The sequence below is a fragment of the Acidobacteriota bacterium genome, assembly GCA_016716905.1.
Lineage (GTDB): Bacteria > Acidobacteriota > Vicinamibacteria > Vicinamibacterales > SCN-69-37 > SYFT01.
On the sequence record JADJUS010000004.1, the window covers coordinates 508519 to 531082 of the forward strand.

The 22564-nt window shown below is 62.6% G+C and carries 23 protein-coding genes and 3 tRNA genes; 17 read left to right on the top strand and 9 right to left on the bottom strand.

All coding sequences use genetic code 11. The features are described 5' to 3' along the window. The first annotated feature begins 96 nt into the window (after positions 1–96). From IPL75_06140 to IPL75_06155, 4 genes are all read left to right on the top strand, one after another. Positions 97–489, top strand: a complete 393-nt coding sequence (locus IPL75_06140) for a response regulator (GenBank protein ID MBK9239837.1) — start codon at positions 97–99, stop codon at positions 487–489. Positions 490–507: 18 nt separating this feature from the next. Further along, positions 508–1875, top strand: a complete 1368-nt coding sequence (locus IPL75_06145; protein ID MBK9239838.1) for a sigma-54-dependent Fis family transcriptional regulator — start codon at positions 508–510, stop codon at positions 1873–1875. 123 nt (positions 1876–1998) lie between these two features. Beyond that, positions 1999–2946 (top strand): DmsE family decaheme c-type cytochrome, encoded by a 948-nt coding sequence (locus tag IPL75_06150; GenBank protein ID MBK9239839.1) that lies wholly within the window; start codon positions 1999–2001, stop codon positions 2944–2946. A 12-nt stretch (positions 2947–2958) separates the two neighbouring features. Beyond that, on the top strand, positions 2959–5145 hold the full coding sequence (locus tag IPL75_06155; GenBank protein ID MBK9239840.1) for an MtrB/PioB family outer membrane beta-barrel protein: 2187 nt from the start codon (positions 2959–2961) through the stop codon (positions 5143–5145). A gap of 92 nt (positions 5146–5237) precedes the next feature. Here IPL75_06155 and truA read toward each other — a convergent pair whose 3' ends face one another. Next, the gene (truA, locus tag IPL75_06160) at positions 5238–5969 is read right to left on the bottom strand and encodes a tRNA pseudouridine(38-40) synthase TruA (protein ID MBK9239841.1); all 732 of its coding nucleotides are present in this window, start codon (positions 5967–5969) and stop codon (positions 5238–5240) included. A 17-nt stretch (positions 5970–5986) separates the two neighbouring features. On the opposite strand from truA, the gene IPL75_06165 reads away from it, so the two are divergent. From IPL75_06165 to IPL75_06185, 5 genes are all read left to right on the top strand, one after another. Continuing rightward, positions 5987–7414: an MBL fold metallo-hydrolase gene (locus tag IPL75_06165; protein MBK9239842.1), complete on the top strand. Its 1428-nt coding sequence runs from the start codon at positions 5987–5989 to the stop codon at positions 7412–7414. Then, a complete protein-coding gene (locus IPL75_06170) occupies positions 7414–7794 on the top strand; it encodes a hypothetical protein (GenBank protein ID MBK9239843.1) in 381 nt (126 codons plus the stop codon). The genes IPL75_06165 and IPL75_06170 overlap by 1 nt, the downstream gene beginning before the upstream one ends. 16 nt (positions 7795–7810) lie before the next feature. Next, positions 7811–7887, top strand: a tRNA-Arg gene (locus IPL75_06175). Between the two features lie 88 nt (positions 7888–7975). Then, positions 7976–8052: transfer RNA gene (locus IPL75_06180), tRNA-Arg, on the top strand. A gap of 147 nt (positions 8053–8199) precedes the next feature. Beyond that, a tRNA-Lys gene (locus IPL75_06185) sits at positions 8200–8272 on the top strand. A gap of 123 nt (positions 8273–8395) precedes the next feature. Here IPL75_06185 and IPL75_06190 read toward each other — a convergent pair. From IPL75_06190 to IPL75_06210, 5 genes are all read right to left on the bottom strand, one after another. After that, on the bottom strand, positions 8396–9187 hold the full coding sequence (locus tag IPL75_06190; GenBank protein ID MBK9239844.1) for a site-specific integrase: 792 nt from the start codon (positions 9185–9187) through the stop codon (positions 8396–8398). Then, positions 9184–9588: a hypothetical protein gene (locus IPL75_06195; protein MBK9239845.1), complete on the bottom strand. Its 405-nt coding sequence runs from the start codon at positions 9586–9588 to the stop codon at positions 9184–9186. The genes IPL75_06190 and IPL75_06195 overlap by 4 nt, the downstream gene beginning before the upstream one ends. A gap of 46 nt (positions 9589–9634) precedes the next feature. Next, positions 9635–9874, bottom strand: coding sequence for a helix-turn-helix domain-containing protein (locus IPL75_06200; protein MBK9239846.1), 240 nt, complete (start codon positions 9872–9874; stop codon positions 9635–9637). Positions 9875–10423: 549 nt separating this feature from the next. Beyond that, on the bottom strand, positions 10424–11398 hold the full coding sequence (locus IPL75_06205) for a hypothetical protein (protein MBK9239847.1): 975 nt from the start codon (positions 11396–11398) through the stop codon (positions 10424–10426). Between the two features lie 14 nt (positions 11399–11412). Further along, on the bottom strand, positions 11413–12198 hold the full coding sequence (locus tag IPL75_06210) for a hypothetical protein (GenBank protein ID MBK9239848.1): 786 nt from the start codon (positions 12196–12198) through the stop codon (positions 11413–11415). A 629-nt stretch (positions 12199–12827) separates the two neighbouring features. Between IPL75_06210 and IPL75_06215 the strand changes: the two genes are divergently transcribed. The 8 genes from IPL75_06215 to IPL75_06250 all read left to right on the top strand — a co-directional run bounded on the left by IPL75_06215 (position 12828) and on the right by IPL75_06250 (position 21126). Beyond that, positions 12828–13598, top strand: a complete 771-nt coding sequence (locus tag IPL75_06215; protein MBK9239849.1) for a Crp/Fnr family transcriptional regulator — start codon at positions 12828–12830, stop codon at positions 13596–13598. 761 nt (positions 13599–14359) lie between these two features. After that, positions 14360–14629 carry a hypothetical protein gene (locus IPL75_06220; protein MBK9239850.1) on the top strand — a complete coding sequence of 90 codons (270 nt, stop codon included), beginning with the start codon at positions 14360–14362 and terminating at the stop codon, positions 14627–14629. Positions 14630–15182: 553 nt separating this feature from the next. Then, a complete protein-coding gene (locus tag IPL75_06225; GenBank protein ID MBK9239851.1) occupies positions 15183–15473 on the top strand; it encodes a hypothetical protein in 291 nt (96 codons plus the stop codon). 486 nt (positions 15474–15959) lie between these two features. Next, positions 15960–16634 carry a thioredoxin domain-containing protein gene (locus IPL75_06230; GenBank protein MBK9239852.1) on the top strand — a complete coding sequence of 225 codons (675 nt, stop codon included), beginning with the start codon at positions 15960–15962 and terminating at the stop codon, positions 16632–16634. A 270-nt stretch (positions 16635–16904) separates the two neighbouring features. Beyond that, positions 16905–17810, top strand: a complete 906-nt coding sequence (locus tag IPL75_06235; protein MBK9239853.1) for a hypothetical protein — start codon at positions 16905–16907, stop codon at positions 17808–17810. 433 nt (positions 17811–18243) lie between these two features. After that, positions 18244–18747 carry an ABC transporter permease gene (locus tag IPL75_06240; GenBank protein MBK9239854.1) on the top strand — a complete coding sequence of 168 codons (504 nt, stop codon included), beginning with the start codon at positions 18244–18246 and terminating at the stop codon, positions 18745–18747. A gap of 1018 nt (positions 18748–19765) precedes the next feature. Continuing rightward, positions 19766–20410 (top strand): hypothetical protein, encoded by a 645-nt coding sequence (locus tag IPL75_06245; protein ID MBK9239855.1) that lies wholly within the window; start codon positions 19766–19768, stop codon positions 20408–20410. Between the two features lie 386 nt (positions 20411–20796). Continuing rightward, the gene (locus IPL75_06250; protein ID MBK9239856.1) at positions 20797–21126 is read left to right on the top strand and encodes a thioredoxin domain-containing protein; all 330 of its coding nucleotides are present in this window, start codon (positions 20797–20799) and stop codon (positions 21124–21126) included. 393 nt (positions 21127–21519) lie between these two features. Here the strand turns inward: IPL75_06250 and IPL75_06255 are convergent, their stop codons facing one another. The 3 genes from IPL75_06255 to IPL75_06265 all read right to left on the bottom strand — a co-directional run bounded on the left by IPL75_06255 (position 21520) and on the right by IPL75_06265 (position 22534). Beyond that, on the bottom strand, positions 21520–21747 hold the full coding sequence (locus tag IPL75_06255; protein MBK9239857.1) for a hypothetical protein: 228 nt from the start codon (positions 21745–21747) through the stop codon (positions 21520–21522). A gap of 86 nt (positions 21748–21833) precedes the next feature. Continuing rightward, positions 21834–22253, bottom strand: a complete 420-nt coding sequence (locus IPL75_06260; protein ID MBK9239858.1) for a type II toxin-antitoxin system VapC family toxin — start codon at positions 22251–22253, stop codon at positions 21834–21836. Beyond that, on the bottom strand, positions 22250–22534 hold the full coding sequence (locus tag IPL75_06265; protein ID MBK9239859.1) for a prevent-host-death family protein: 285 nt from the start codon (positions 22532–22534) through the stop codon (positions 22250–22252). Before IPL75_06265 ends, IPL75_06260 begins: the two co-directional genes overlap by 4 nt. Positions 22535–22564 lie beyond the last annotated feature (30 nt).

Sequence of the window (22564 nt, forward strand, 5' to 3'; positions counted from 1 at the left end):
AAGCCTTGAATATAGTGGGAATCAGGATCGCGATCGAGGCCCGATTTACCGAAGAAGTGGCGTAGCAGCCGACCAAATGTGCAGGAAATTCTTCCCATGAGCCGCCGAATAATGCCCAGAACCGTGCTCGTCGTTGACGACGAAGCGCTGATTCGCTGGTCGTTGTCGGAAGGGCTGACGGATGCCGGGTGGACCGTGCGGCAGGCGGCGTCAGGCGCCGAAGCCCGCGCGGCTGTCCGGTCGCTTGATGGTCAGCCGCTTGTCATTCTCGTGGACCTGCGCCTGCCCGATGTGTCTGACCTCTCCCTGGTGCGTGAGTTGCGCGCCCTGCGGCCCGATGCCCCGATGATTGTGATGACCGCGCACGGTACGGCCGACGACGCCACTCAGGCTCGTGAGGTGGGTGTCCACTCGTTTGTGGGCAAACCCTTCGATGTGGTCGAGATGGTGGCTCTGGTTGACGCCGCTGCGGTGCGGCTGGCGGAGTAGCTCTATACTGGCCGGTGCATGTCCGCCCGACGAGTGCTCGTTGTTGATGATGAATCCCTGATTCGATGGTCGTTGGCCGAGCGGCTCCGCGCCGACGGTCATGTCGTGACTGAGGCGGGCACGGCCGCAGAGGCCATTGACCGTGCCGAGCAGGGCGTGGACCTGGTCCTGCTCGACTACAAACTTCCGGATGAGGATGGGTTGGCCGTGTTGCGCCGGCTCCGCGACCTCGACCTGGACATCCTGGTGATCATGCTGACGGCCCACAAGGGCGTGGAAACCGTGGTCGAGGCCATGAAGGCCGGGGCGTATGACTACGCCACCAAGCCTTTCGATCTGGACGATGTGGCACTGCGCGTGACCCGGGCACTTGAGGCGACGCGCCTGCGGCGGGAGTTGCGCACACTTCGTGAGGGCATGGCGCGGCCGTATAGCCCGGCCTCCATCATTGGCGAGTCTGAACCGATGCAGCGCATCAAGGCGCTCGTCCGGAAGGTGGCCACAAGCCCCGGTTCGACGGTACTGATCACCGGCGAAAGCGGCACCGGCAAGGATCTGGTGGCCAAGGTGGTGCATTACTCCAGCCATCGTGCGGCGCGCCCCTTTCTGAACATCACCTGTTCGGCTCTGGCAGAGACGCTGCTGGAATCCGAGTTGTTCGGGCATGAGCGTGGCGCGTTTACCGACGCCAGGCAGCAGAAACGCGGTCTGCTTGAGCAGGCCGACGACGGCACCGTGTTCCTGGACGAGATCGGTGAAATGACCCCGGCCCTTCAGGCCAAGCTGCTGAGGTTTCTGGAAGAGAAGACGTTTCGGCGTGTGGGTGGGACGGCCGACGTACACGTGGACGTGCGTGTGATCGCCGCGACCCATCGCAACCTTGAGGAATCCGTGCGGGCGGGCAAGTTCCGCCAGGACCTTTATTTCCGGCTCAACGTGCTTCGCATCGAGATTCCGCCGCTGCGCGACCGCGGCAGCGATACGGCGTTGCTGGCGCAACACTTTGTGGAGACGTTCGCACGCGAGTTCAAACGCGCGGTGCCGGGGATGACTGCCGCGACCGAGCAGTTGCTGGAGGCCTACGGGTGGCCGGGCAACGTCCGCGAACTTCGGAATCTGGTGGAGCGGGCCGTGCTGATGACCGAGGACGGCGTGCTTGATCCCAGGGACTTCGAAACCATTCGGGGCGCGGCGGGTTCGTCTTCGGAAGGCGGCCAGGAGGGCTTCGCTCTGCCGCCCGGCGGCGTGAATCTCGAAGAGGTGGAACGCAGCCTGGTGGTGCAGGCGCTTGAACGCGCGGGTGGCAACCAGACGCGGGCGGCCAAATTGCTCGGCCTGCATCGCGACCAGATCCGGTATCGGATTGAGAAATTCTCGCTGAAATAGGGCAAACAACCAGCCCGTTGTCCGAACCTCGGCCCGGTTCTTGCTTTGTTGAGCCACAGAGTAAACGTCGGTCTGGAGGATGAAATGGGAGAACGTATTCGCAGGTTGGGTCCAAAGGCCTGGATGGCCAGCGCTTTTGTGGTGTGGTTGGCGGCATTCGGCACAATTCGGGCGAATATTCCCGAGAGCAGCGCACCCCCCGCCAGTGCGGAAAAATCCGCAGTTGTCGTAACTCCTGCCCAGTCGCAGGTCGCCGCCGGGGCCACGTACGTGGGCCAGGCGACGTGCCTCACGTGCCATGACGCAGCCATGGCCAAGTACACCGAGACCCCGCACAATCGCGCCGTCGATCCGCGATCGCCCGCCGCCACACAGGGCTGTGAAAGCTGCCACGGACCGGGCAGCAAACATATCGAAGACCCGGTGAGCGTCAAACCGCTCTCTTTCAAGACCATGACGGCCGAGCAGAGCAACGCGACCTGCACGACGTGCCATAGCCGCGGCGAACACGCCATGTGGGATGGCAGCCAGCACGAGTCACGCGGCGTGGCGTGCTCCACGTGCCACAGCGTGCACAATCCGATTTCGCCCAAGGGCGCGTTGAAGAAGGCCAGCCAGATGGAAGTCTGTGCGTCGTGCCACCGCGACAAGGTCTCGAAGGTTGATCGGTCGGGCCACATGCCGGTGCGCGAAGGCAAGATGGAATGTTCGACGTGCCACAACATCCACGGGTCGGCAAACGTGAAGTTGTTGCGCAAGGGCGACTCGGTGGCCGACGCGTGCACCTCGTGCCACGCCGACAAGCGCGGCCCCTTCCTGTGGGAACACGCGCCCTCGCGTGAAGGCTGCACCACCTGCCACGACGCACACGGTTCTGCCAACGACCGCATGCTGGTGTCGAAGCCGCCGGCGTTGTGCCAACGCTGCCATGTGGCCACGCGACATCCCAGCACGATTTATGACGCTGGCCTGGTGGCCACGAGTGTGCGCGTCTATGCGCGCTCCTGTGTGACCTGCCACTCCACCATCCACGGGTCCAATCACCCCGCGGGCAACATGTTCGTGCGATAGGAGACAGCTGTCATGCGCAAACTCACCAGTCTTCTGATTCTTGCGGTCGCCCTCGTTCCGGCCACCGCGCTCGCACAAACCGCGGCGGCCACTGAGGCCCCGCTGACCCGTGGCTGGGCGGACTTCGGCGTCCGCGGCACCAGCATCACCGGCGATAGCGCCCGATACGAGCGTTACCGCGACCTGGGCGACGGCCTCTTCCTGGAAGGGTTCAAGCTGCGCTCGGAGAGCAAGGGCTGGTTCTTTGATTTTGATGCCAGCCACGTCGCCCGCTCGGACCAGCGCTACATCGGCAGGTTCACGCGCCCCGGCCAGTTCAAGGGCTGGGCCACGTGGGATCAAATCCCGATGCTGCTGAGCCGGACCACACGCTCGCCCTACACGCTGGTGAACGGCAACGAGTTCCGGCTCGACGATGCGATTCAGCTGCAACTGCAGAACCTGTCGACGACCGCACGGCCGGCAGCGTTATTGGATCTGGTCAACGGGTCGCCCACGTTCGAGCTCAAGTCCAAGCGGCACAGTGGCGAAGCCGGGTTCGAGTTCCTGCCGGTCACTGAGGCGTCGCTGAAGGTCAACTTCAAACACACCACGCGCGAGGGCGCGCAGCCGTTTGGCGGGTCCTTCGGCCACGGTCAGGTGGTGGAGTTCGCCGCGCCGATCGACCACTCACTGACCGACTTTGACGGGTCGGCCGAATACGAGCGCGGCCGGATGTTGCTCCGCGCCGGCTATTCCGGGTCGTGGTTCACCAACAACGTGACCTCGGTCTTGTTCGACAACCCGCTGCGTGCCACCGATATTTCCGGCACGCCGTCGGTCGGCCGCCTGTCGCTGCCGGTCAGCAGCACGCGGCTCGGCGTGAACGGCATGATCTCGATCAAGATGCCCCGCAAGTCGCGGCTCACGGCCTACGCCTCGATGAGTACGTTGAAGGACGACAACGGCGCGGTGCTGCCGTTGACCAGCAACTCGGCGGTGCTTGCCGCCGCTGGCTCGCCCCAACGCGCCACGCTCAACGCCGAAGCGAAGACGACCGCGGCAAACATCAGCTTTGTCTCGCGCCCGTCATCGCTTGTGAGCGTGAACCTGCGCTACCGGTACTTCGATTACGACAACCAGACGCCCGAGTATGAAGCGGCCCGGCGTGTCTCGTACGACGGTAGCTTGTCCACACCCGCTACGCCCCTGCACTCCGAGCCATTCGGCATGCTGCGTCACACGCTTGATGCGGACATCAAGTTCACGCCGAAGGGACCGGTCGCGCTCACGTTCGGCGCCACCCGGCACCAGGAAGATCGCACCTTCCGCATCTATGAGTCCACCGTGGACAACTCGATGCGCATCAAGGTGGATACGCTCGGCACGGGTCTGGTCAGTGTGCGTGCGATGTATGAATACGCGCAGCGCCGTGGCAAGGGCTTCGACGTGAAGATCCTGACGGACGTGACCGAGCAGCCCGGCATGCGGCACTTCGATCTCGCCGAGCGCGATCGCAATCGGTTCACGCTGGTCGGATCGTTCATGCCCGTCACCAACTGGGCGCTCAACCTGTCGACGGCGATCGGTCGCGACGACTACCTGAACAGCGAGTTCGGCCTGCGCGACAACAACCACAACGTGTATTCGGCCGGGGTCGAAGGCAGCCCGAGCGAGCGGTTCAACGTGGGCGCATCCTACTCGTTCGAGGACTACAACAGCCTGCAGCGGTCGCGCCAGGCGAACCCGGGCGCCCAGACGCTGGACCCGTCGCGCAACTGGGCGACGGACGCCGGCGACAAGGTGCACTCGATCCTGCTCAACGCGGACGTCCTGAAGGTCGCCGAGAAGTTGGACCTGTTCTTCCGCTACGACTACAACCGCACGCGGGCCAACTACGAATACATCACCGGCGCGGTGTTGAACCGTACGCTGCCCGAAGAGGCCATCGTGCCCACGACCCTGCCGACGCCGGTGGCGTTGCCGGAAATCAAGAGCGATCTGACGCGGGCCTCGGTGGACGCGGTCTACGAGATCAACCGGCACATCTCGCTGGGCGTGACGTACTGGTACGACAAGTACGACGTGCAGGACTTCACGCTCGACACGACCGCGCAATCGCCGACAGCGATCGTGACCGGCACCAACATGCTGCTCTACTACACGTATGCGCCCTACAAGGCACACACGACGTGGGGGCGCGTCATTGTGAAATGGTGATGGTTGTGCGGCGGTGCGAAAGACGTGCTGACTGACGTCAACATCCGAGCACCGAGCACCGAGCACGAAGCACGAAGCACCGAGCACCGGTCCTAGTAGTCAACTCGTTCGAGAAAGAGCCCCGCTGCCGGCGCAGTCAGTTTCGCCGTCAGCGGGGATTCTTTTTGGAGCAGTCGCTGGACGTCGCCAGGCTTGAGCCCGCCCTTCCCGACTTCCACGAGTACCCCGACAATCCGCCGAACCATCTTCCACAAGAAGTGCGACCCCATGACGTGCACGATGATCAGGTGGTCCTGCTCGGTGAGCGTCAGTTCCTGAAGCAGGACCTGCGTGGACTTCTCCTCCGGGTCATCGTCTGTAAAGCTGCGAAAGTCGGCGAAGCCCACCAGATGGGTGGCGGCGGCGCGCATGCGGACGAGGTCAAGCGGTTCGCGGACCCACCAGACATACGGCTTTTCGAAGGCAGACCGGCGGCGTGAGAGCTGGTAGCGGTAGCGCCGCGCCACGGCGCTGTGACGCGCATGGAAGCGCGGAGGCATGCGCTCGGCCGAGAGCACGTTGATGTCGTGCGGCAACCCGTCATTGATGCGCGCCACCAGAGTGTCTGGAGGCAGCGCGTTGGGCAGGTCCACGTGAACGACCTGCCCGAGCGCGTGGACTCCCGCGTCCGTGCGGCCCGAGCCGTAGGTCTCGAACTGGCGGCCGCGCGTGGCCTCCTCAAGGGCCCGGTGGAGTTCGCCCTGGACAGTGCGGGCGTTGGTCTGAATCTGCCAGCCGGAGTACCGCGTGCCGGCATATTCCATGATGAGTTTGTAACGAGGCACCTGAGTACAATACCCCTATGTTCCTGAAACGATTCTTTGAGCCAAAAGTGGCTCAGACCAGCTACATGATCGGGTGTCCGGGGGCCGGTGCGGCGATTGTGATCGACCCGAATCGCGATATCGATCAGTACATCAAGGCGGCCGAAGCCGAAGGCGTGAAAGTCACGCACGTCACCGAGACGCACATCCATGCCGACTTTGTGTCGGGCAGCCGCGAACTTGCGGCCAGGACCGGCGCCACCTTGTATCTGTCGGATGAGGGCGATGCAGACTGGAAGTACGCGTTTGCTGCCGAGTCGGGCGCCACGCTCGTGAAGGACGGCGACCGCATCACGGTGGGCAGTGTGCTCATCGACGTGGTGCACACGCCCGGGCACACGCCGGAACACATCTCGTTTCTCGTGACGGATTCAGGCGGCGCGTCCGAACCGATTGCCGTCGCGTCGGGCGACTTCATCTTTGTAGGCGACGTGGGCCGGCCGGACCTGCTCGAGAAAGCCGCGAACATCAAGGGCACGATGGAGGTGGGCGCCCGCGCGCTCTATGCGAGCCTGCAGAAGTTCGCGTCGCAGCCCGACTGGCTGCAGGTGTGGCCGGGCCACGGCGCGGGGTCGTCTTGCGGCAAGGGCATCAGCGCCATTCCCCACAGCACGCTCGGTTACGAACGGCGCTTCAACTGGGCGTTCCAGACGAAGTCGGAGGCCGAGTTTGTGGCGGCCGTACTGGCCGGCCAGCCCGAACCGCCAAAGTACTTCGCTGAAATGAAACGCGTGAACAAGGTGGGGCCCAGAATTCTGCACGGGTTCAAGCGGCCCGAGTTGCTGCAGGTCGAGGCGCTCGACGCGCAGCTCAAGGCTGGCGCGATCGTGATCGATACGCGCTCCGCCACCGCTTACGCGGCCGGCTACGTGCCGGGCACGATCAACATCCCGCTCAACGCCAGCTTCACCACGTGGGCCGGCTGGCTGGTGCCGTACAACCAGGACTTCTACCTGATTGTTGACGACGCCTCCGCGGGGATCGATACGGCGGTGCGCGACCTCGCCATGATCGGTCTCGATCGCATCGCCGGGTATTTTGATGCCGGCGTGATTGATGCCTGGGCCGCCGGTGAGCGGCCGCTCGGCACGGTGCCGCAGGTGACCGTGCAGGACTTGCAGGCGTCACTGGGCCATCGCGCGGTGACCCTGCTCGACGTGCGTAACCAGAACGAGTGGGAGGGCGGGTTCATTTCGGGCGCCCAGCACATCAACCTCGGGTATCTCGCCGATCATCTGGCCGACATCCCCCGCGACAAACCCATCGTCATCCAGTGCGCCGCGGGAGCGCGATCGGCGATTGGTGCGAGCGTGTTGAAGGCGAATGGCTTCGACAACGTCATCAACCTGATCGGCGGCATGGGCGCGTGGCGCAAGGCCGGGCTGCCGGTGGAATCGGCACGCTGATGGGCAAAACACGGACGACGCCTGAGGCCGCTGCGGCATCGTTCGGCGTCGGCAAGCTGACCCGGCACCTGTTTGTGTGTATTGGCCCCGATTGTGTGGATGCCGAGCGTGGTCAGGAGACGTGGTCGTACGTGAAGGGCCGGATGAAGGAACTGGGATTGTCGGGCGCCGACGGTCCCGCCTACCGGACCCGCGTGGGGTGTTTTCGCATCTGCACCGGTGGCCCGATCGCGGTGGTGTATCCGGACGGCACCTGGTACCGGCGCGTGACGCCCAAAAATGCGGAGCGGATCATCCAGGAGCACATCATTGGCGGCCGGGAGGTGGCGGATTTATGTTTCGCCAGAAATCCCTTGCCCGTACCGGCGGGGTCCCTGTGATAGGCTTGATTGCTGTGCGCCCGTAGCTCAATTGGATAGAGCACCGGGCTTCGAACCCGTAGGTTGGGGGTTCAAGTCCCTCCGGGCGCACCATCCGCCTTCGCTCGCCGGAGTTCAGCGAGCTTCGGCGGGATGCATGTTGCGAAGTGTTTGTGCGCATCGGTTTTGACGGATCGTCCATGCGTCCGTAGCTCAGTTGGATAGAGCGTTGGCCTCCGAAGCCAAAGGTCGCTGGTTCGAATCCAGCCGGACGCACCATCCTCCGCGAAACGCTCGCTGCGGCTCGCCGCTACGGCTGGCGGGCCATGAGCACTGCGCGCGGAGGATGTCCCGCCGAAGCGGCGAGCGCAGCGAGCGTTCCGCGAAGGCGGACGACACGCGTAAGAGTAAGACCCCACCTTTTGTGGGCCCGTAGCTCAATTGGCAGAGCAGCAGACTCTTAATCTGTTGGTTGAAGGTTCGATTCCTTCCGGGCTCACTTCCTAACTCACGTCAATTCAGCGTGTTAGCGGCATCGTCCAAATCGGCGGTTTCCGCCGATTCGTCCGTTTGTGCGAATGGTGTGCGAATAGCGCCGCCTTCCATGCGGGCGAGCGCTTGTTCAAGGCGCACAGGCGTGCTGGCCAAATGCCCGGCTCGTCGTCGTGATGTTCGCGTGTCCCAGGAAGTCGCGGACGTCATGCTGCTGGGCGCCGGACTCGAGCAGCCGGCACGCGAACTCTCGGCGCAGGTCGTGAAAGCGCAGCCCGACGATCTGCGCCCGCTGACACGTGTTGTTCCAGGCCGTCTTGCTCGACTCGATCTGCTCGCCGCATTCGTTGCCAAAGACGTACGCCGATGGAGGGTGCTCGGTGCAGTCCGGTGCGTGTTGCCGGATGGCCAGTTCCGCGCGCAGCCTCGGCCCAATCGGGATGACTCGAGGCTCGTTGGTCTTGGTCTTCGCCGCGGGCAAGACGATCCAGCGCGCCTCTCCCTTGTCATCGCGCCGGACCTGCGACCACTGCAGAGACAGCAACTCGCCGCGCCGACAGCCTGTTGAGAGCGCGGCGACGATCAACGCCCGAAGGTGCGCGCCGGCGTGTTTGAGCAGCGCCTCTTCTTCGCCGGGTGCCAGCCGCCGCTGCCGCGCATGCTCGGCGCGCATGTCCAGTCTCACGACCGTCACGCCGCCTCTCTTGAATGGACTCTGGTCGAGCATGCCTTCCGCGATCGCCCAGTTGAGAAGGTGTCGCAGCCGGGCCAGCAGACGATTGCACCCAATAGTGCCGTGCGCAAGGCGTGCTTCGCGCACTGTCTCGACATCTGCCTTGGTGATCGCGTCGAGAGGCTTTGCCTCCAGACGGATCGTCGTCCCGTGCGGAGCCGGGATCTCGATGCGCCGCAGCGTGGTCAAGTGGCATTCTCTGCCTGCTCGGCTGTCTTCGTACGCAAGTGCCGACCTCCCCATCGCGTCTCGCCGTCCGCTCCAGTGATCTTCCCGACGTATCGCTTGAGGTACAGGTCGGCCACGTCGCCGAACGCCAGGCGCGCGTCCCCAATCTCGGGTCTCGGCGCCTTCGATCCGAGAAATGTGCCGCTACCGATCTCGGACCTGAGCCGGTCGCGCCACCTGCGCGCTTCTGTCTTGCCCTGGGGCGGTTGCTCGCCTCTCGCACGGGCGATGGTTGTGAGCGAGTATCGGTACTCGCGCTCTCCGTGATGAAAGCTGAAGTGCCACGGGTGCGCGCACTTTGGCCAGCGTCGCCGTCCACAGTTGCAGCGTTTCCGAATTCCGTCGTCAGTTCGTTTCGGCATCTTGGCGTTCCTTCCGCTGGTCCGGCCTGTGAGCAGACTCTTGCTTTCAAACCGGTCGCGTTGTGTGTTCGATCGGTGTCGTGCTCGTGTCAAGCCAGGCGTCGATCCACTCGGGTCTGAATCTCAGCGATCGCCGGCCTCCGACTCGTGCGAACCGGATCCTGCCGCGGCTGACCTCCCGCTTGATCGTCGCTTCAGACACTGCAGCTCGCGCCGCGGCGCGGCGGAGTGTCAACCACACGGTGTCGCCGAATCGATCTGCTGTCCTGGCCTGTTCGTTATTCATACCATCGTCCTCGCACTGTTTGGTACTGCCATTTGTCCGAGTCGTGATCTGCGATGTGATCCGACAGTGGTTTTGCCCGAGCACAACACCGTGACCATCACGCAACTGCCGATCCGGGCTGCGCCGAGGGTCCGTCAAGGCCGCAGCCGCGCAAGCGGGCGGCGCACTGTGCCGAGCCTTGACGGACCCTCGGTGCAGCCCGACAATCGCCCGGCGTGATGGCCACGCATCGACACCAGACGCGACACGCGTTGATCCGTTCTTGAGTTCACTGACAGTCCTCATCCTGGGCAAGGGGAGAGCGACCCCGTCGGCGATCCGTGGCCGGCGCGCATGGCGCGCTGGTCAGGGACCGCCGCGATCGAGGGGTCGCTCTCCCCGTTGCCCAGGCACCTGCACCTGTCCACTGACGCGCTGGCCCCTGCCGTTTCGCGCCGAATCTCGGGCGGTGTGGGGCATTCCAGGGGCCACCCACGTAGCCAGCGACCCCGCCACCGTCTGGAAGACACGGTGGCGGGTCATATGACTCCCGCGTAGGTGCCGAACCGGTCATGCCCGGATCGGGAGTTGATAGGCCTCGAGGACGCCGCGCCGCTCGGCGAGAGCGGCTAGGAAGCCCGGGGCGATCGGGTTCGTCAGGGCTGTCGGCCCGTCCGCCTTCCAGCGTTGAAAGAGGACTTCATATTCCGGCGCGGCGAAGCGGGGACGGGTCTCTCGGAATCGGTTGAGGTCGGCGATTGAGACGTGGTTGAGGTCGTCCCGATCGAGGCAGTCGAGGATCGTGAAGTAGAAAGTCAGCGCGTCGAGCTCCTCCGTGGCGTGCCGACGCGGGCGTTGCACATCGGCCACGACGCGCCGGAGCGCGATGTCGCAGGCAGGCAGGCCTGGAATATGCCGTGGCGCGACGGCCACGATGCGCCATCTGAGGAGGTGGTTCAGCAGGGCCAAGTGGTCCTTCAGAAACTGCTCGAAGGCCTGACCTGTTGAGTCGGTGACCAGGAAGACGAACGACGGGACCGCTGGGTCGTCCGTCAGGCCAATCGGCAACTTGTGGATGAAGTACCGGAAGGTCGGCGGCGTCTGCCTGAGGCGCGGCACGTAGATACGCTGCGGCAGATCCAAGGCCGGCACGGCAAACGGTCCGGTGAACAGGGCGACCTTGTCGGCTTCCGTCGCGCACCAGTCGACATCACGATGGGCGAGCACGTAGTCGAGGAGCATCAGCTTCCGCGCGATCAGGGCCGGGCTTGTCCGGCGGCGGTTCCGGTTGTCGTCCTGCCCGATCGCGTCGTAAATGGACGAGTTGCACAGGTGATAGACATGGCCGCGGTCACGGCGGAAGTCGAGCCTCCGCGCCAGACGGCGCGACACGAGCCGGTCCAGGAAGTCGCGCACGCCGGCGCCATACTGCAAGTCCGCGAAGGCCGTGTAGTGCCGGCGCAGACAGAACCCGCTATGTAGCGCGACCGTGACCAAGAACCGCGTCTGTCGTTCGCTGAAGCCAAGCGAGGCCAGGCCAGCCACGCGTTCATTGAAGGTCATGAGAGCCGCTCCAGATGGCGCGGATCGAAAGGGCTCCCGCCAGTTCGCGATTGACCGCCGCTGCCGCCGGTGCGGTAGCATGTAAAGCCCGCGCGCGTTTTGCCCGACACCTGTCCGCGCGAGTAGTGCTCCGTGACGAGTTCGACATCGCGGTACTCAAGTCGCCCGTCTTCCGTCTCGTACTCGATGCGAAGGTCGGGCAACTCCAGGTGTCCTTTGACCACTTTCAGGTCATGCGCTTGGGCGAACGCCAACCGGTCGTCCGAAACGTCCGCGTCGGCGGGCCGGTCCTTCCGGTTGAGGAACTGCTGGTAGTCGCGTTTCACCTCGTAGTCGATGCAGACTCTGGTTACACGCCCGCCCTCGCGCTCGATCTGCCGGCTCTCTTCCCTGAAGACGCCATACAGCCGGGCGTCGTGCGCGAGCTCGCGCGGTTTTACGACGCCGGCGTAGAAGACTTGCCGCCGGCCGCCGGAGCTGGTGGTCATGTGCGCGTCCAGCAAGTCCTTACCATCACGCGTGAGGCTGACGACGTGGTGTGCGCCCTCTCGGTCCGTGGTCGTCGTCTGCGTCACGAGTCCCGCCTCGCGGAGGTGCCGCCAGTCGCCGGCAAAGCCATTCCGGCCATGCTCGTCAACCTTGAAGTCGGCGCTATCAACGACGCGAAACGCGCCCACGGCGGCAAGTGCGCGGGTCTCCGATCCGTTGAGCGTGTAGTTCCGGTCCCGGAAGTCAACGCGCTCCCGCTCGTCGCCACGAGGTAGGGTCAGTCCATGTGTCAAGACGTTCTCGTTGGGCTCGGGCCGCTCTCGGGAGAACGACCGTTCGGGCGGAGTTCGGCCTACGTCCGTCTCGCGAACGTCCGCCCGATCATCATCTCGGCCGCCCCTGGACATGAAGTTGTCGGCTCAGCGCTGGCTGGGAGATACAGCGACGCCTTCCACGGGCGGGCGCCACACTTAGACGAACGCAAATTTTGAAAGAAACCTGACCGGAAGAGTTCTCAGAATGCGCGGACTCGACAAGACCCTCACGTCGAGCAGGGGCAGAAGTACGCGGCCATCATCCCGTCGGCAACGTCTCGGCGCTGCCGACGTACTCTTTGCGCAGCTGTGACCGATAGTCTTTTGCACGGGCTTCAAATTGTGCAGGACCACTTACAGGTGTGTCATCGTCTGAAGATATGGTGCTCGGCGACGCGGCGCAATCCAGGTGAGATCTTCTGGCGTTTCTCTTGCATCAACTTCGCGGTGCGGTCGAGGCTTTCGGTCCTTCTCACGCTACCCGTCACGTTTGTGCCACGTCGTCAAATAACGACTGGACCGAGTCAGAGTCATAGTCTTGCCAATTAGTAGTTCAGGCGGTAAGTTTATCGGTCAAGGGTCAACGGTATTTCCTAAGCATAAACGAGGTGACCGTGGCAGATCATCGCACGCACCGACCGACGGGCATGGCACCTGCGACTTTTGGAGAGCGGGGTCAGTATGCAAGCCAACCGCTCGATGAATCGCTCCTCGGGCGACCCCGGCACCACAGGGCAGGCGCCGTCCTGTATCTACAAGGCGACACCCTCAGCACCCTCCACTATATTGTTGACGGAGCGATAAAGCTGATTCGTGCCAACTCAGCCGATCGGACTGTTATCGTCGGCCTTCGCTCAAAAGGCTGGCTGCTCGGAGTAACTTCGTTTGTCCTCGGTCAGATTTCCCCAGTCACTGCGGAAGCACTCACAGATGCCATCATTCGGCCGCTTGATGCGCGAGCCCTTGCTTCGGCAAGGCAGAACGATCCCACCATCGATGGATGGCTTGCCACTCTCTTGGCGGGAGAGGTGGTCAAACACCTGGAAGCTCAAGATATGTCGTTGCTAGGTGCGCGTCAACGACTCCTGCGAATTGTCCTGAGCTTGGCGAGCGCGTGCCCACCTGTGAAGCAGCTGGACGGTTCGTACGTGATACCTGTTAGATTGAGCCATCGGGATCTAGCGGACCTCTTGAAGACAAGCCGGGAGACTGCGTCACGACTGATAAGTGAACTTGGCCGCGCCTCGCTGGTATCCATCGAGCGGACCGAGATTGTGATCCCAACCTGTAGCTACCTGGCGGGCCAGATGAATGACGTTGAAGGCTCAAAGGCCAGCTTGGCTCCAGCTGTGAAGAGTTCGACTTATTTCGAAGTGTGATCTAGATCACGCCCAGATGTGACGCCACGCCACACTGAGTCGTCCCACCGAGCCATATAGTGTGCCTCATTCGAAAAACGGGAGCACAGTCATGGACGCATCACAAGACGCGGATCGACCGATCGAACCGCAGCTCAACCTGGAAGCAGTGCGCAAGTTACATCCGCGCGTTCTAGGTGTCGCCCAGGATATCTCGCAGTGCTCCTAGTGGCAACTTCATTCGCGGTTTCCATCGGCGTCGACGATCCATTGCGGGCAGTGGGGTCAGCTTCGCGGGCGGCAGGAAAGGCCAAGACAACTCCAACTCTGGGCAGTCAGTCCCCAGAAACGCCTCAGGCGAGGTTCGCTCCAGCGACAACAGTGGGGCATCTCTGGCGGAATAGCGTGACGGCCAATGCGGACCAGAGTGCAGAAACATGCCGGACTGATTGCACGGTTGGGAAGCGGTCGGTGGTGATGCTTTCGGGAGTAGACACCACAAGAACCGGCGCGATGGTAGTCCGCGATCGGCGTGGGCGTACGCCGCAGTATCAAGTGATTTTCGCCAAGTATTGGTTTTCGATGCCAACGGGGCACTACTGGAGTCGCCCCGTCCGAGCTTTGGGCGAGTCGTCAGCCTCTTTCTTCACGCCACGGGAGCCGTGGAAGCATATGACGCCAGGGCAGGTTCACTATTGACGCTCGGTGCGAACTACCAAGAAGCGGCAAAGACGGCACTACCTCATACTCCGTCTCTGCCGCTGGGAGGCGGCAGGTTCCTAGTGGCGCAACAACTCGCCACGCCAGCACTTGTCGGGTATCCGCTGCACGTCATGTCGAAGGACGGCAGCATCGAGAGGTCATTCGGGGGAGACGGCGGTGTCTTTCATTCGGAGGACACTTACAAGAACGGACGAGCCGTCTGCCTCAATCCCGACGGCTCGATTTGGAGCATCGCGTGGGGCGGACGGCTGCTGGAGCGTTGGGACACTTCTGAGTGGACGTCGCATCGCGCAAGTCACAGTCAAGTCGACATGGTTTCGCGAGTCTAGTAGACCAGCAGAAGAGGATGAGGTGGCGAACCCGATCATCCCTCACGATTTGGCCAGACAACGATCTCGTCTGGATCTTGTACAAAGTTGCCGATCCGAAGTGGATTCCGCGGCGGACGCCGGAGAAGGATCGTGTCCCCGTCGGTGAAGACCCCTCACGTCGCTTCGATTGGGTCCTTGAGGCTGTTCGTAGCGACACGGGTCAAGTCGTCGCTATGAAGAGCTTCGACCGCATACTTCTGCGACGCAGGTTCGTTTTGGGTTGCGAGTGACGCCGCCTCTACGAAGCAAGGCAAAGAGCTGGAGTTGTGGACGCCTGTCGTGGTTAAGAAGTAGTCGGTATGTGAATCAGGCCGTAATCAAAAAGGAGAAAGAGCAGATGACGACTAAAATATCGGCGCGTATGGCCCATTGGGCAATTCGGTTTGGCTCTCTGGGTTGTGTTATCGGGTTTATCGCGTTCTCACCGTCGGCCGTGCAGGCAAGGTGCGACCAAATATATTGCCAGTCGGGCGTGAATGGCTGTGACCCAGACAGTCACTATACTATCGTAATGTCGTTCGGCACTCGGGAAGGCGCGGAACACGACTGTCAAGTTGACCCATGCTCCGCCCATGCTCAATGCGGCCTACCGATCCCAGTCGAGGAATTGGACGTGCTCGAGCACGCAGCGAAGGCCGGCGACATCTCAAAGGTTGAGGCGATGCTCGCGGAACATAGCTCGCTGACGGTCAACACCGAGAGGTCGGCTCTGCAACAGTTGGACTGCTCAGGTGAAGTTCTGGCGCATATTCCGGTGCCGTCCGCCCTACTAGGTGACCTGGCGGCCTTCGCCCTGCGCTGATCCAGACTCAGAAAGCATTCCAGAGGTGGGGGCTTGGGCGAAGGCTCAGCCCCCCACCGAAGGGAGTCGGCTCAGCCCATAATCGGCCCGTTCGTCATGGAAGGCGTTCGCGCGGCCGTCATGGGGCCTGGTCAACTGGCAAACGCGGTTTGGCGGCCGTGGCGATGTTCGTGACGCGTCCCTTGAGCGTTCGGACCGTTCCGTTCCTTCTGCCAGAAAATCGTTCCCATGTTTGATGGTGCATACCTTTTTCGCCGGTCAATGGGCTCCTCGGACTGCACACTCGCTGCTCGGAAGGAACAGATGCCGTCACTTCTCTTTCAAATTGTCTGCGCCGTTACCGTTTGCCGCGGCGGTAGGCGTCGGACGTGTTCGGGGCAGTCATTCGCCGTGGCACGGTCCGCTCGGCAGGTGGGGCGACTTGAGTCATGAAAGTGCTCAGGGGGCAATAGCGCAGGTGGCTTTCCTTCGTTCGATGGGGATCAGATGACCAGATGGATTAGGCCCCGAGCGCTATTAGAAGTCGCCGCCACCGTCGCGGTGCTGGTGGCTGCGGTCTTGGTGATTCTTCGAGGAGGTTACCTTGCGAGGAACGACGATAGTTGGAGCGAAATCGAGCCTAGTCAAGTTCCGATTGGCGCATCGCCTAGCCTTGGCGTCAGCCAAGCGGCTGACGTCGTGATGGTGTTTTCGGATTTCGAGTGCCCGTTCTGCCGAGTTGCAGCCGATGAGCTCATACCTTGGCTCCGCTCTGAATACGTCGACCGGGGCCAACTCCGGTTGGTCTTCAAACACTTCCCACTCGATCAGCTACATGCGAACGCACGTCGCCTGGCACGGCTGTCGGCATGTGCGTCACTGCAGAACGACCCTTGGAGCGTTCACAAGCTGTTGTACCGGACATCACCACCGTCGGCGGTAACTACCGAATCTCTTTCCAAGTCTCTTAACCTTGACTCCCAAAAGCTTGATCAGTGTGCTCTAGGAGTCGGACGCGAGATCGTCGACCAGGACATTGAGGACGGCCTCAGGCTTGGGGTTTCCAGCACACCGACTTTCGTCATTGGAACGGTTAGGGACGACGTCATGGAGGCAAGGGTTCGAGTGTCTGGTGCCGTGTCACAGGCAGTGTTCGCCAAGGCTCTTCGAAAGCTACATTGAGATAAGGGAGCTGGTTCTAATGGCATTGCGACCGAGGATCTAGGATTGTTGGTCGTCAGTGGCGCCGCCTGTTTTTCGAAGTCCTCTCGTTATTGGTCAACTCCCGAATAGGGCTATGACAACGAAACAATCTCGGCCTCCCAACGGGAGGCCTCTTTTCGCTACAGCGCGCGAAACCGCCGTCAAAAGGACAAGAAGCATTGAAACCTGCTGACCGATAGCGTCAATATTCCTCGCAAAGAACGGCTATAGTGCCGAGGAGGCACACTCATGATCCGATCGAGTCGCTGGCAGGCCCTGAGCGTTGCGGTGGGGGTGGCCGCATTGTGCCTTGCTCCCGTGACAAACGCCGAGCGCCTCTTTTGGAACAGCGAGACGGCCGATGCGGACCAGAGTCCGGCGGGATGTCGGGCTGACTGCGCCATTGGAAAGCAATCGATGGTGACGTTGTCGGGAGTTGATACCACCAAGACCGGCAGGTGGGTAGTCCGCGATAGCCGAGGGCGGTACGTCGCCGTATCGGACGATTTTCGACAGCTCTTGATTTTCGAGGGCACTGGAAAGCTGCTGGCTTCGCCCCGTCCCAGCGTTGGACGCATCGTGAGTCTCTTCGTTGACTCTGCGGGTGCTGTGCACGCCTATGACTCGAAGGCAGGTTCACTGTTGGCGTTTGATTCCAGCTATCGAGTAACGACGCGGACGACACTGCCTCATCCTCCAGCCCTGTCGCTGGGCGAAGGCAGGTTCCTGGTGGAGGGCCAAATTGACAAACCGGGCATGGTGGGGCATCCCCTACACGTCATGTCGAAAGACGGCAGCATCGCGAGATCATTTGGCGCGGACGCGGGCCCTTTTCGTCCGACGGACACCCTCAAGAACTCGCGGGCCGTTTGCCTCAATCCAGACGGCACTATCTGGAGCATTGCATCGGGTGGCCGGTTGCTCGAACGTTGGGACACCTCGACTGGCCGCCGCCTCGCTCAGGTCACCGTCAAGTCGACATGGTTTCGCGAGTCCAGCACTGCGTTTAACGGCCTGGCTGCGAATCCGTTCGTCGTCGCGATTTGGGCAGAAGGGGATCTCGTCTGGATCCTGTATAAGGCCCCGGATCCGAAGTGGATTCCGAGGCGGATCCCCGAAAGCGAGTGGCTTAAGGCGACGGCACGCGCGCGCTGAAATCGACGACCGTCGTTCCGATTGGGTCCTGGAGGCTGTTCGCAGCGACACGGGAAGCGTCGTCGCCCTGAGGAGGTTCGACCGCCAGCTTCTGAGACAAGAAGGCTCCGTCGCCATCACAAGCGATGTCGCATCAGCCAATCCCTCGGGAGGACTTGAGCTATGGACACCAACCCTGGTGAAGAAGAAGTAGTCCAATGATCGACTCGTTCCCTGAAGACGTGCGCGCCGCCGTTCGGGCCCTATGGAGGCGTCCAGCTACGAGCCACTGGTCTCTCCTGGGGCTCGCAGGTGCCATCGCTACCTCAACGGCGACCATGACGGTGGCCAGCATCGTTCTCCTACGGCCACTGCCATTTCCAGACGCGGACAGCCTCGTCTACATCAATTCAGTGGCGAGGATGCTTCTCCCATCCGACCACGACCGACCGGAGTGTCCTGGGCGACTTGGCAGGCGCTGCGGGACCTTCCGGCATTTCAAGATGTCGGCGCGTGGACGCGAGAAAGCGTCGTCCTCGATCGACCCAGCCGCGCGATCGTTGAAACGTGGAAAGTGTCGGCTTCGGTGCTGCCACTGTTGGGGGTGAAGCCGGTGATCGGCCGACTATTCACCGCCGACGAAGACACAACCGACCCTGACGGTGCTGCGCTAATCTCGTGGGACTTCTGGCAAGCGCGTTTTGGCGGCCGCGAGGACGTTGTAGGGCAGACATTGGGCCTCACCTACACTTACCTCGACCACCACGTTCGAACGGTCGTGGGAGTCCTGCCGCAGTCGGTCGCGATGCAGGGACAAATCCCCGAGGTGGTTCTCCCCTGGGTGTACCGCCATGGTCGAGCTTGGACCGCCCGACGCTCCGGGTGGTGGCCCGCCTTGTCTCGCCGGATGCCTTTGACGCGGCGAGATCGGGCGCTTCGGAGTTCGTGCCGCTCTTGACGAAGACGAGATGGCCACTCGAAGCGCGGGTGGTCAAAGTGGCCGACGATATTTTTTGGTGAGGGCCACCGAGACCAACCCTCTGGGTTGGGCCGCCTTGATCGTCTTGATCGTTGCTGTGGGTAGTGCGACGGCTATCGCCACATCCGATATCGTGGAGCGCCGCAGCGAATTGGCGTTACGAATCGCGATCGGGGCGACGCCCCGCCGCGTCCTTATGCAGTCGTTCGCCCGTCAGGCTGTCCTCATCTCCGCGTCCCTCGCCTTGGCCGGGCCCGTCGCATTCTGGCTGGTCCGATATGCCGTGGCTACGCTGCTCCCCTCGCTGACCTCGCTCGGCGTGAGTATCGGGGACTGGACGTCGTTTCCGCTGTCACTTCTCGGCGTTACCACCACAATCCTAACCGCGGCGGCCCTGCCATCTATCGTTGTGGCTCGCAGGCTCGCGGTCGGACCTCCCGTGTCCAGCCTTGCGCGTGCGACCTCGAGGCTCGCTGGGAGTCACCGCCTCCTGCTTGGGCGCAGCTTGCGGCGTGCCTGACATTAGTGGTCTGTGCCTGTCTGCTCGAGCAAACGATCTGGCGCCTGACATCACAGCCCTTGGGGTTCGACCCAAAGGATTTGAAGGTCGTGAATTTCACACCGACGGCATGGCCCACTGACCAAGCGGGCAATCGACTGAACCACTTCAATACCGCCGGATATGCAGACGCTTTGGTGGAATCAGTCCGTCGGCTGCCAGGTGTCAGCGCCGCCGCCGCGGTTCTTGACGCGCCCTTTGCAAGCAACGTTCGAACCATCCAGTTCCTGCTGCCGGGCAACACCGTCCCAACGCGGGTGCCAGTGCAGCATGAATCGAACGGCTATTTTCAGACGATGCGCGTTCGGCTCGTGGCCGGCCGCATGTTCGAGCCCGCGGATCGCGCCTGGTTGCCTCGCTCTGGCAGCGTCAACGTGGTCGTTTCGGAATCATTGGCCCGCCAATTGGGCGACGAGGTACTTGGCGCGAAGCTCATCTTTGCCTCACAGCCCCTACCTGGTGGTTGGGGTGGTTGGAGACGTCACACACGAGGATTACCGTGAAAACGATCTGCCGGCGGTCTACATCCCGTCGAATACCTTCGATTCGATCCAGAGCCTGCTCGTCCGGTCTTCTCCCGGCGTAACGGTCTCGGCCGCTGCGATTCGGCAGGCCGTTCAGGAGTTCGACCCGACGCTCGTCGTCACTGCGGTTCATCCAGTTGCGATGCTGTTGGAGCGCTCACTGGCGGCCGAAGCACTCCGCGCTCGCAGTGCTGAGCTGTTCGGCTCGTCGGCCGTGTTCCTGGCGGTGGCCGGACTCTACGCGATTGGTCGACGGGCCGCCGAGCAACGACGTAAAGAATGCGCCCTTCGGGTCGCGCTGGGCGCAGGCACGACTGACATTGCTCGACTCCTGGGTCGGGACGCGCTTGTCTCGGCGGTCATTGGCTTGGTTATCGGGGTGCCACTCTCGCTGGTTAGCGGGTACGGACTTCGTCATGTCTTGTTCGGTGTGTCTGCGACGCAGCCTCTCGCCTTGGCGGTCGGCGTCGGGTGTTTGTTCGGTGCAGTCGTTGTCGCGATGGCTCGGCCCATCTGGCAAATGGCGCGGATTGATCCGTCGCAAGTAATGAGGGAGTAGGCACTGGTCGGCTTTACGACGGTTCGATGAGCGTCACATGACTAAGTGGATTGGCTTAAGGGCATTAGACGTCGCCGCGACAGGAGCAGTGCTAGTAGCCGCGGTCATGGTGATCCTCCGAGGGGTTACCTTGCGAACAACGACGCCGGTTGGAGTGCAATCGACCCCATTCAGGTTGCTATCGGCGCCTCGCCCAGCCTGGGCGACAACCAAGCGGTTCACGCGGTCATGATGTTTTCTGACTTCGAATGCCAGTTCTGCCGAGTCGCCGCAGATGGGCTCATACCTTGGTCCGATCGGAATAGTCGACCGGGGCCAATTGAGGTTGGTCTTCAAACACTATCCAATCGACCGGCTGCACGCGAGCGCCCGTCGCCTAAGCTCGGCTGTCGGCGTGTGCGTCCCCTGCAGAACGATCCTGGGACGTTCACACGCTCCTATACCAGGCATCGCCAGCATCGGCGGTGACCGCCGAGTCGCTTTCCACGTCACTCAAGCTTGACTCCCAGAAACTTGATCAGTGTGCCGCAGGACTCGGACGGGACATCGTCGACCAGGACATTGAGGATGCCCGCAAGCCTGGGGTTTTCAGCACGCCGACCTTCGTCGTCGGAACAGTCAAGAACGACGTCTTGGAGGCACAGCTCCGGCTATCTGGTGCCGTGGCTCAGGCAGTCTTCGCGAAGGGCCTTCGACAACTGCCAAGAGGCAGGTGATCTGGCTCGAGGTTGTCAGATTCGTTTAACCAGACTCACCTCCGCGGCGCCCCACAAGCATCCTGTTTCGACGCGCCGGCTTTGGAGAGTGACCCTCGTGGTCCAGACGCCGCCGATCGAATTGTGCGAACTTTGTGCGAATAGAGTCGTGCGAGGCGGCGCATTCTGAGACGCCAGGTATCGAATCAGGCCCAGCAACGCTGACGTGATCCTGGGTGAACTCGTTCTCATGAGGACTCTTAATCTGTTGGTTGGTGGTTCGATTCCACCCGGGCTCACCATCCTTCGCTTCGCTCCGGATGGTTCGCCACGGCTGTCATCAGCCACACGGCTCCGGCCTTCGGCCTCGCCGTCGTGGTCGATTCCACCCGGGCTCACTTTCCTCAGCGCATCCTACCCGTTACCGTCACCCGGCTTCCGGCTGTCGGCCCGCTTGCCGTCAGCCTGTGCCATGCGGTTGCCATCCAAATCGCCGGCACGACGGTTGTCACCCTGGGTGCCACCTGCAGGTTTGCCGCCACTATCCTGATCGTCGTCGCCTGGAGTGCCCCCACCGGGGTCGCCCTCGCCCTGATTGTGAGTGTCGGCGTTCGGGACCAGGTGCTTTTTCGGGTCTGTCATGGGTTCTCCTCGTCACTACTGAGGAGAAGCGTACGGCCCCGGCTGGCCGCGTGCCTGCGCCAAACAGCACAGGACGGAAGATGACGTCACTCCAGTCGCGTCACGCCTGGATGGGCGACCGGGAGGCGCTGTGTTTTCGCCGCCTGCGCGAGCCTGGTGTCGTACGCAATGAACGCTTCGGGATCGTCGCCAAGCGACAGGGCCGTGGCCAGATGGATCGCATCCAGTGCGCGCAGGTGGGGATCGCGCAGAGCCACGGCCCGTGCCAGCACCGGTTCGTCCACCCGGATCAGCACAAGGCCGGCCAACACCGCATCGGCCCGCGTACGTTGTGATGGCGTGGCGCCCGCACGCCTCAGGGCGCGGTGAACCTCCACACGGGCCACCACCGACGTCACCCGATCGGGCCACTCCGCGAGCGCACTGATCAGCGCATCGGTTTCAGCTTCGGGCACGACGAGCTTCACGATCGCCGACGCGTCGAGATAGACCGGCCGAAAATTCACAGTCGATCCTCTCGCACGTCACGAAGGGCTTTCGACAGCGCGCTGCTCGCTTTTCCCGAGGGACGCCCCAGGGACAAGAGGTCGCGGGTGGCCGGAGTCGCCCGGCCGGTTGACACCATCCGCTCTACGGGCGTGGAGGCTGCCGGCAAGGGAATCAACAACGCTACGGCCACGCCGCGGTCCGTCACCCGAAAGACTGTGCCATCAGACAGGCGGCTAAGGTAGACACTGAGGTTCTGCCTCAACTCGCGCACGCCCACGTTGACTTCAGTGCCGGGCATTGATGCATGTAGCATGGTAGCACATGACAG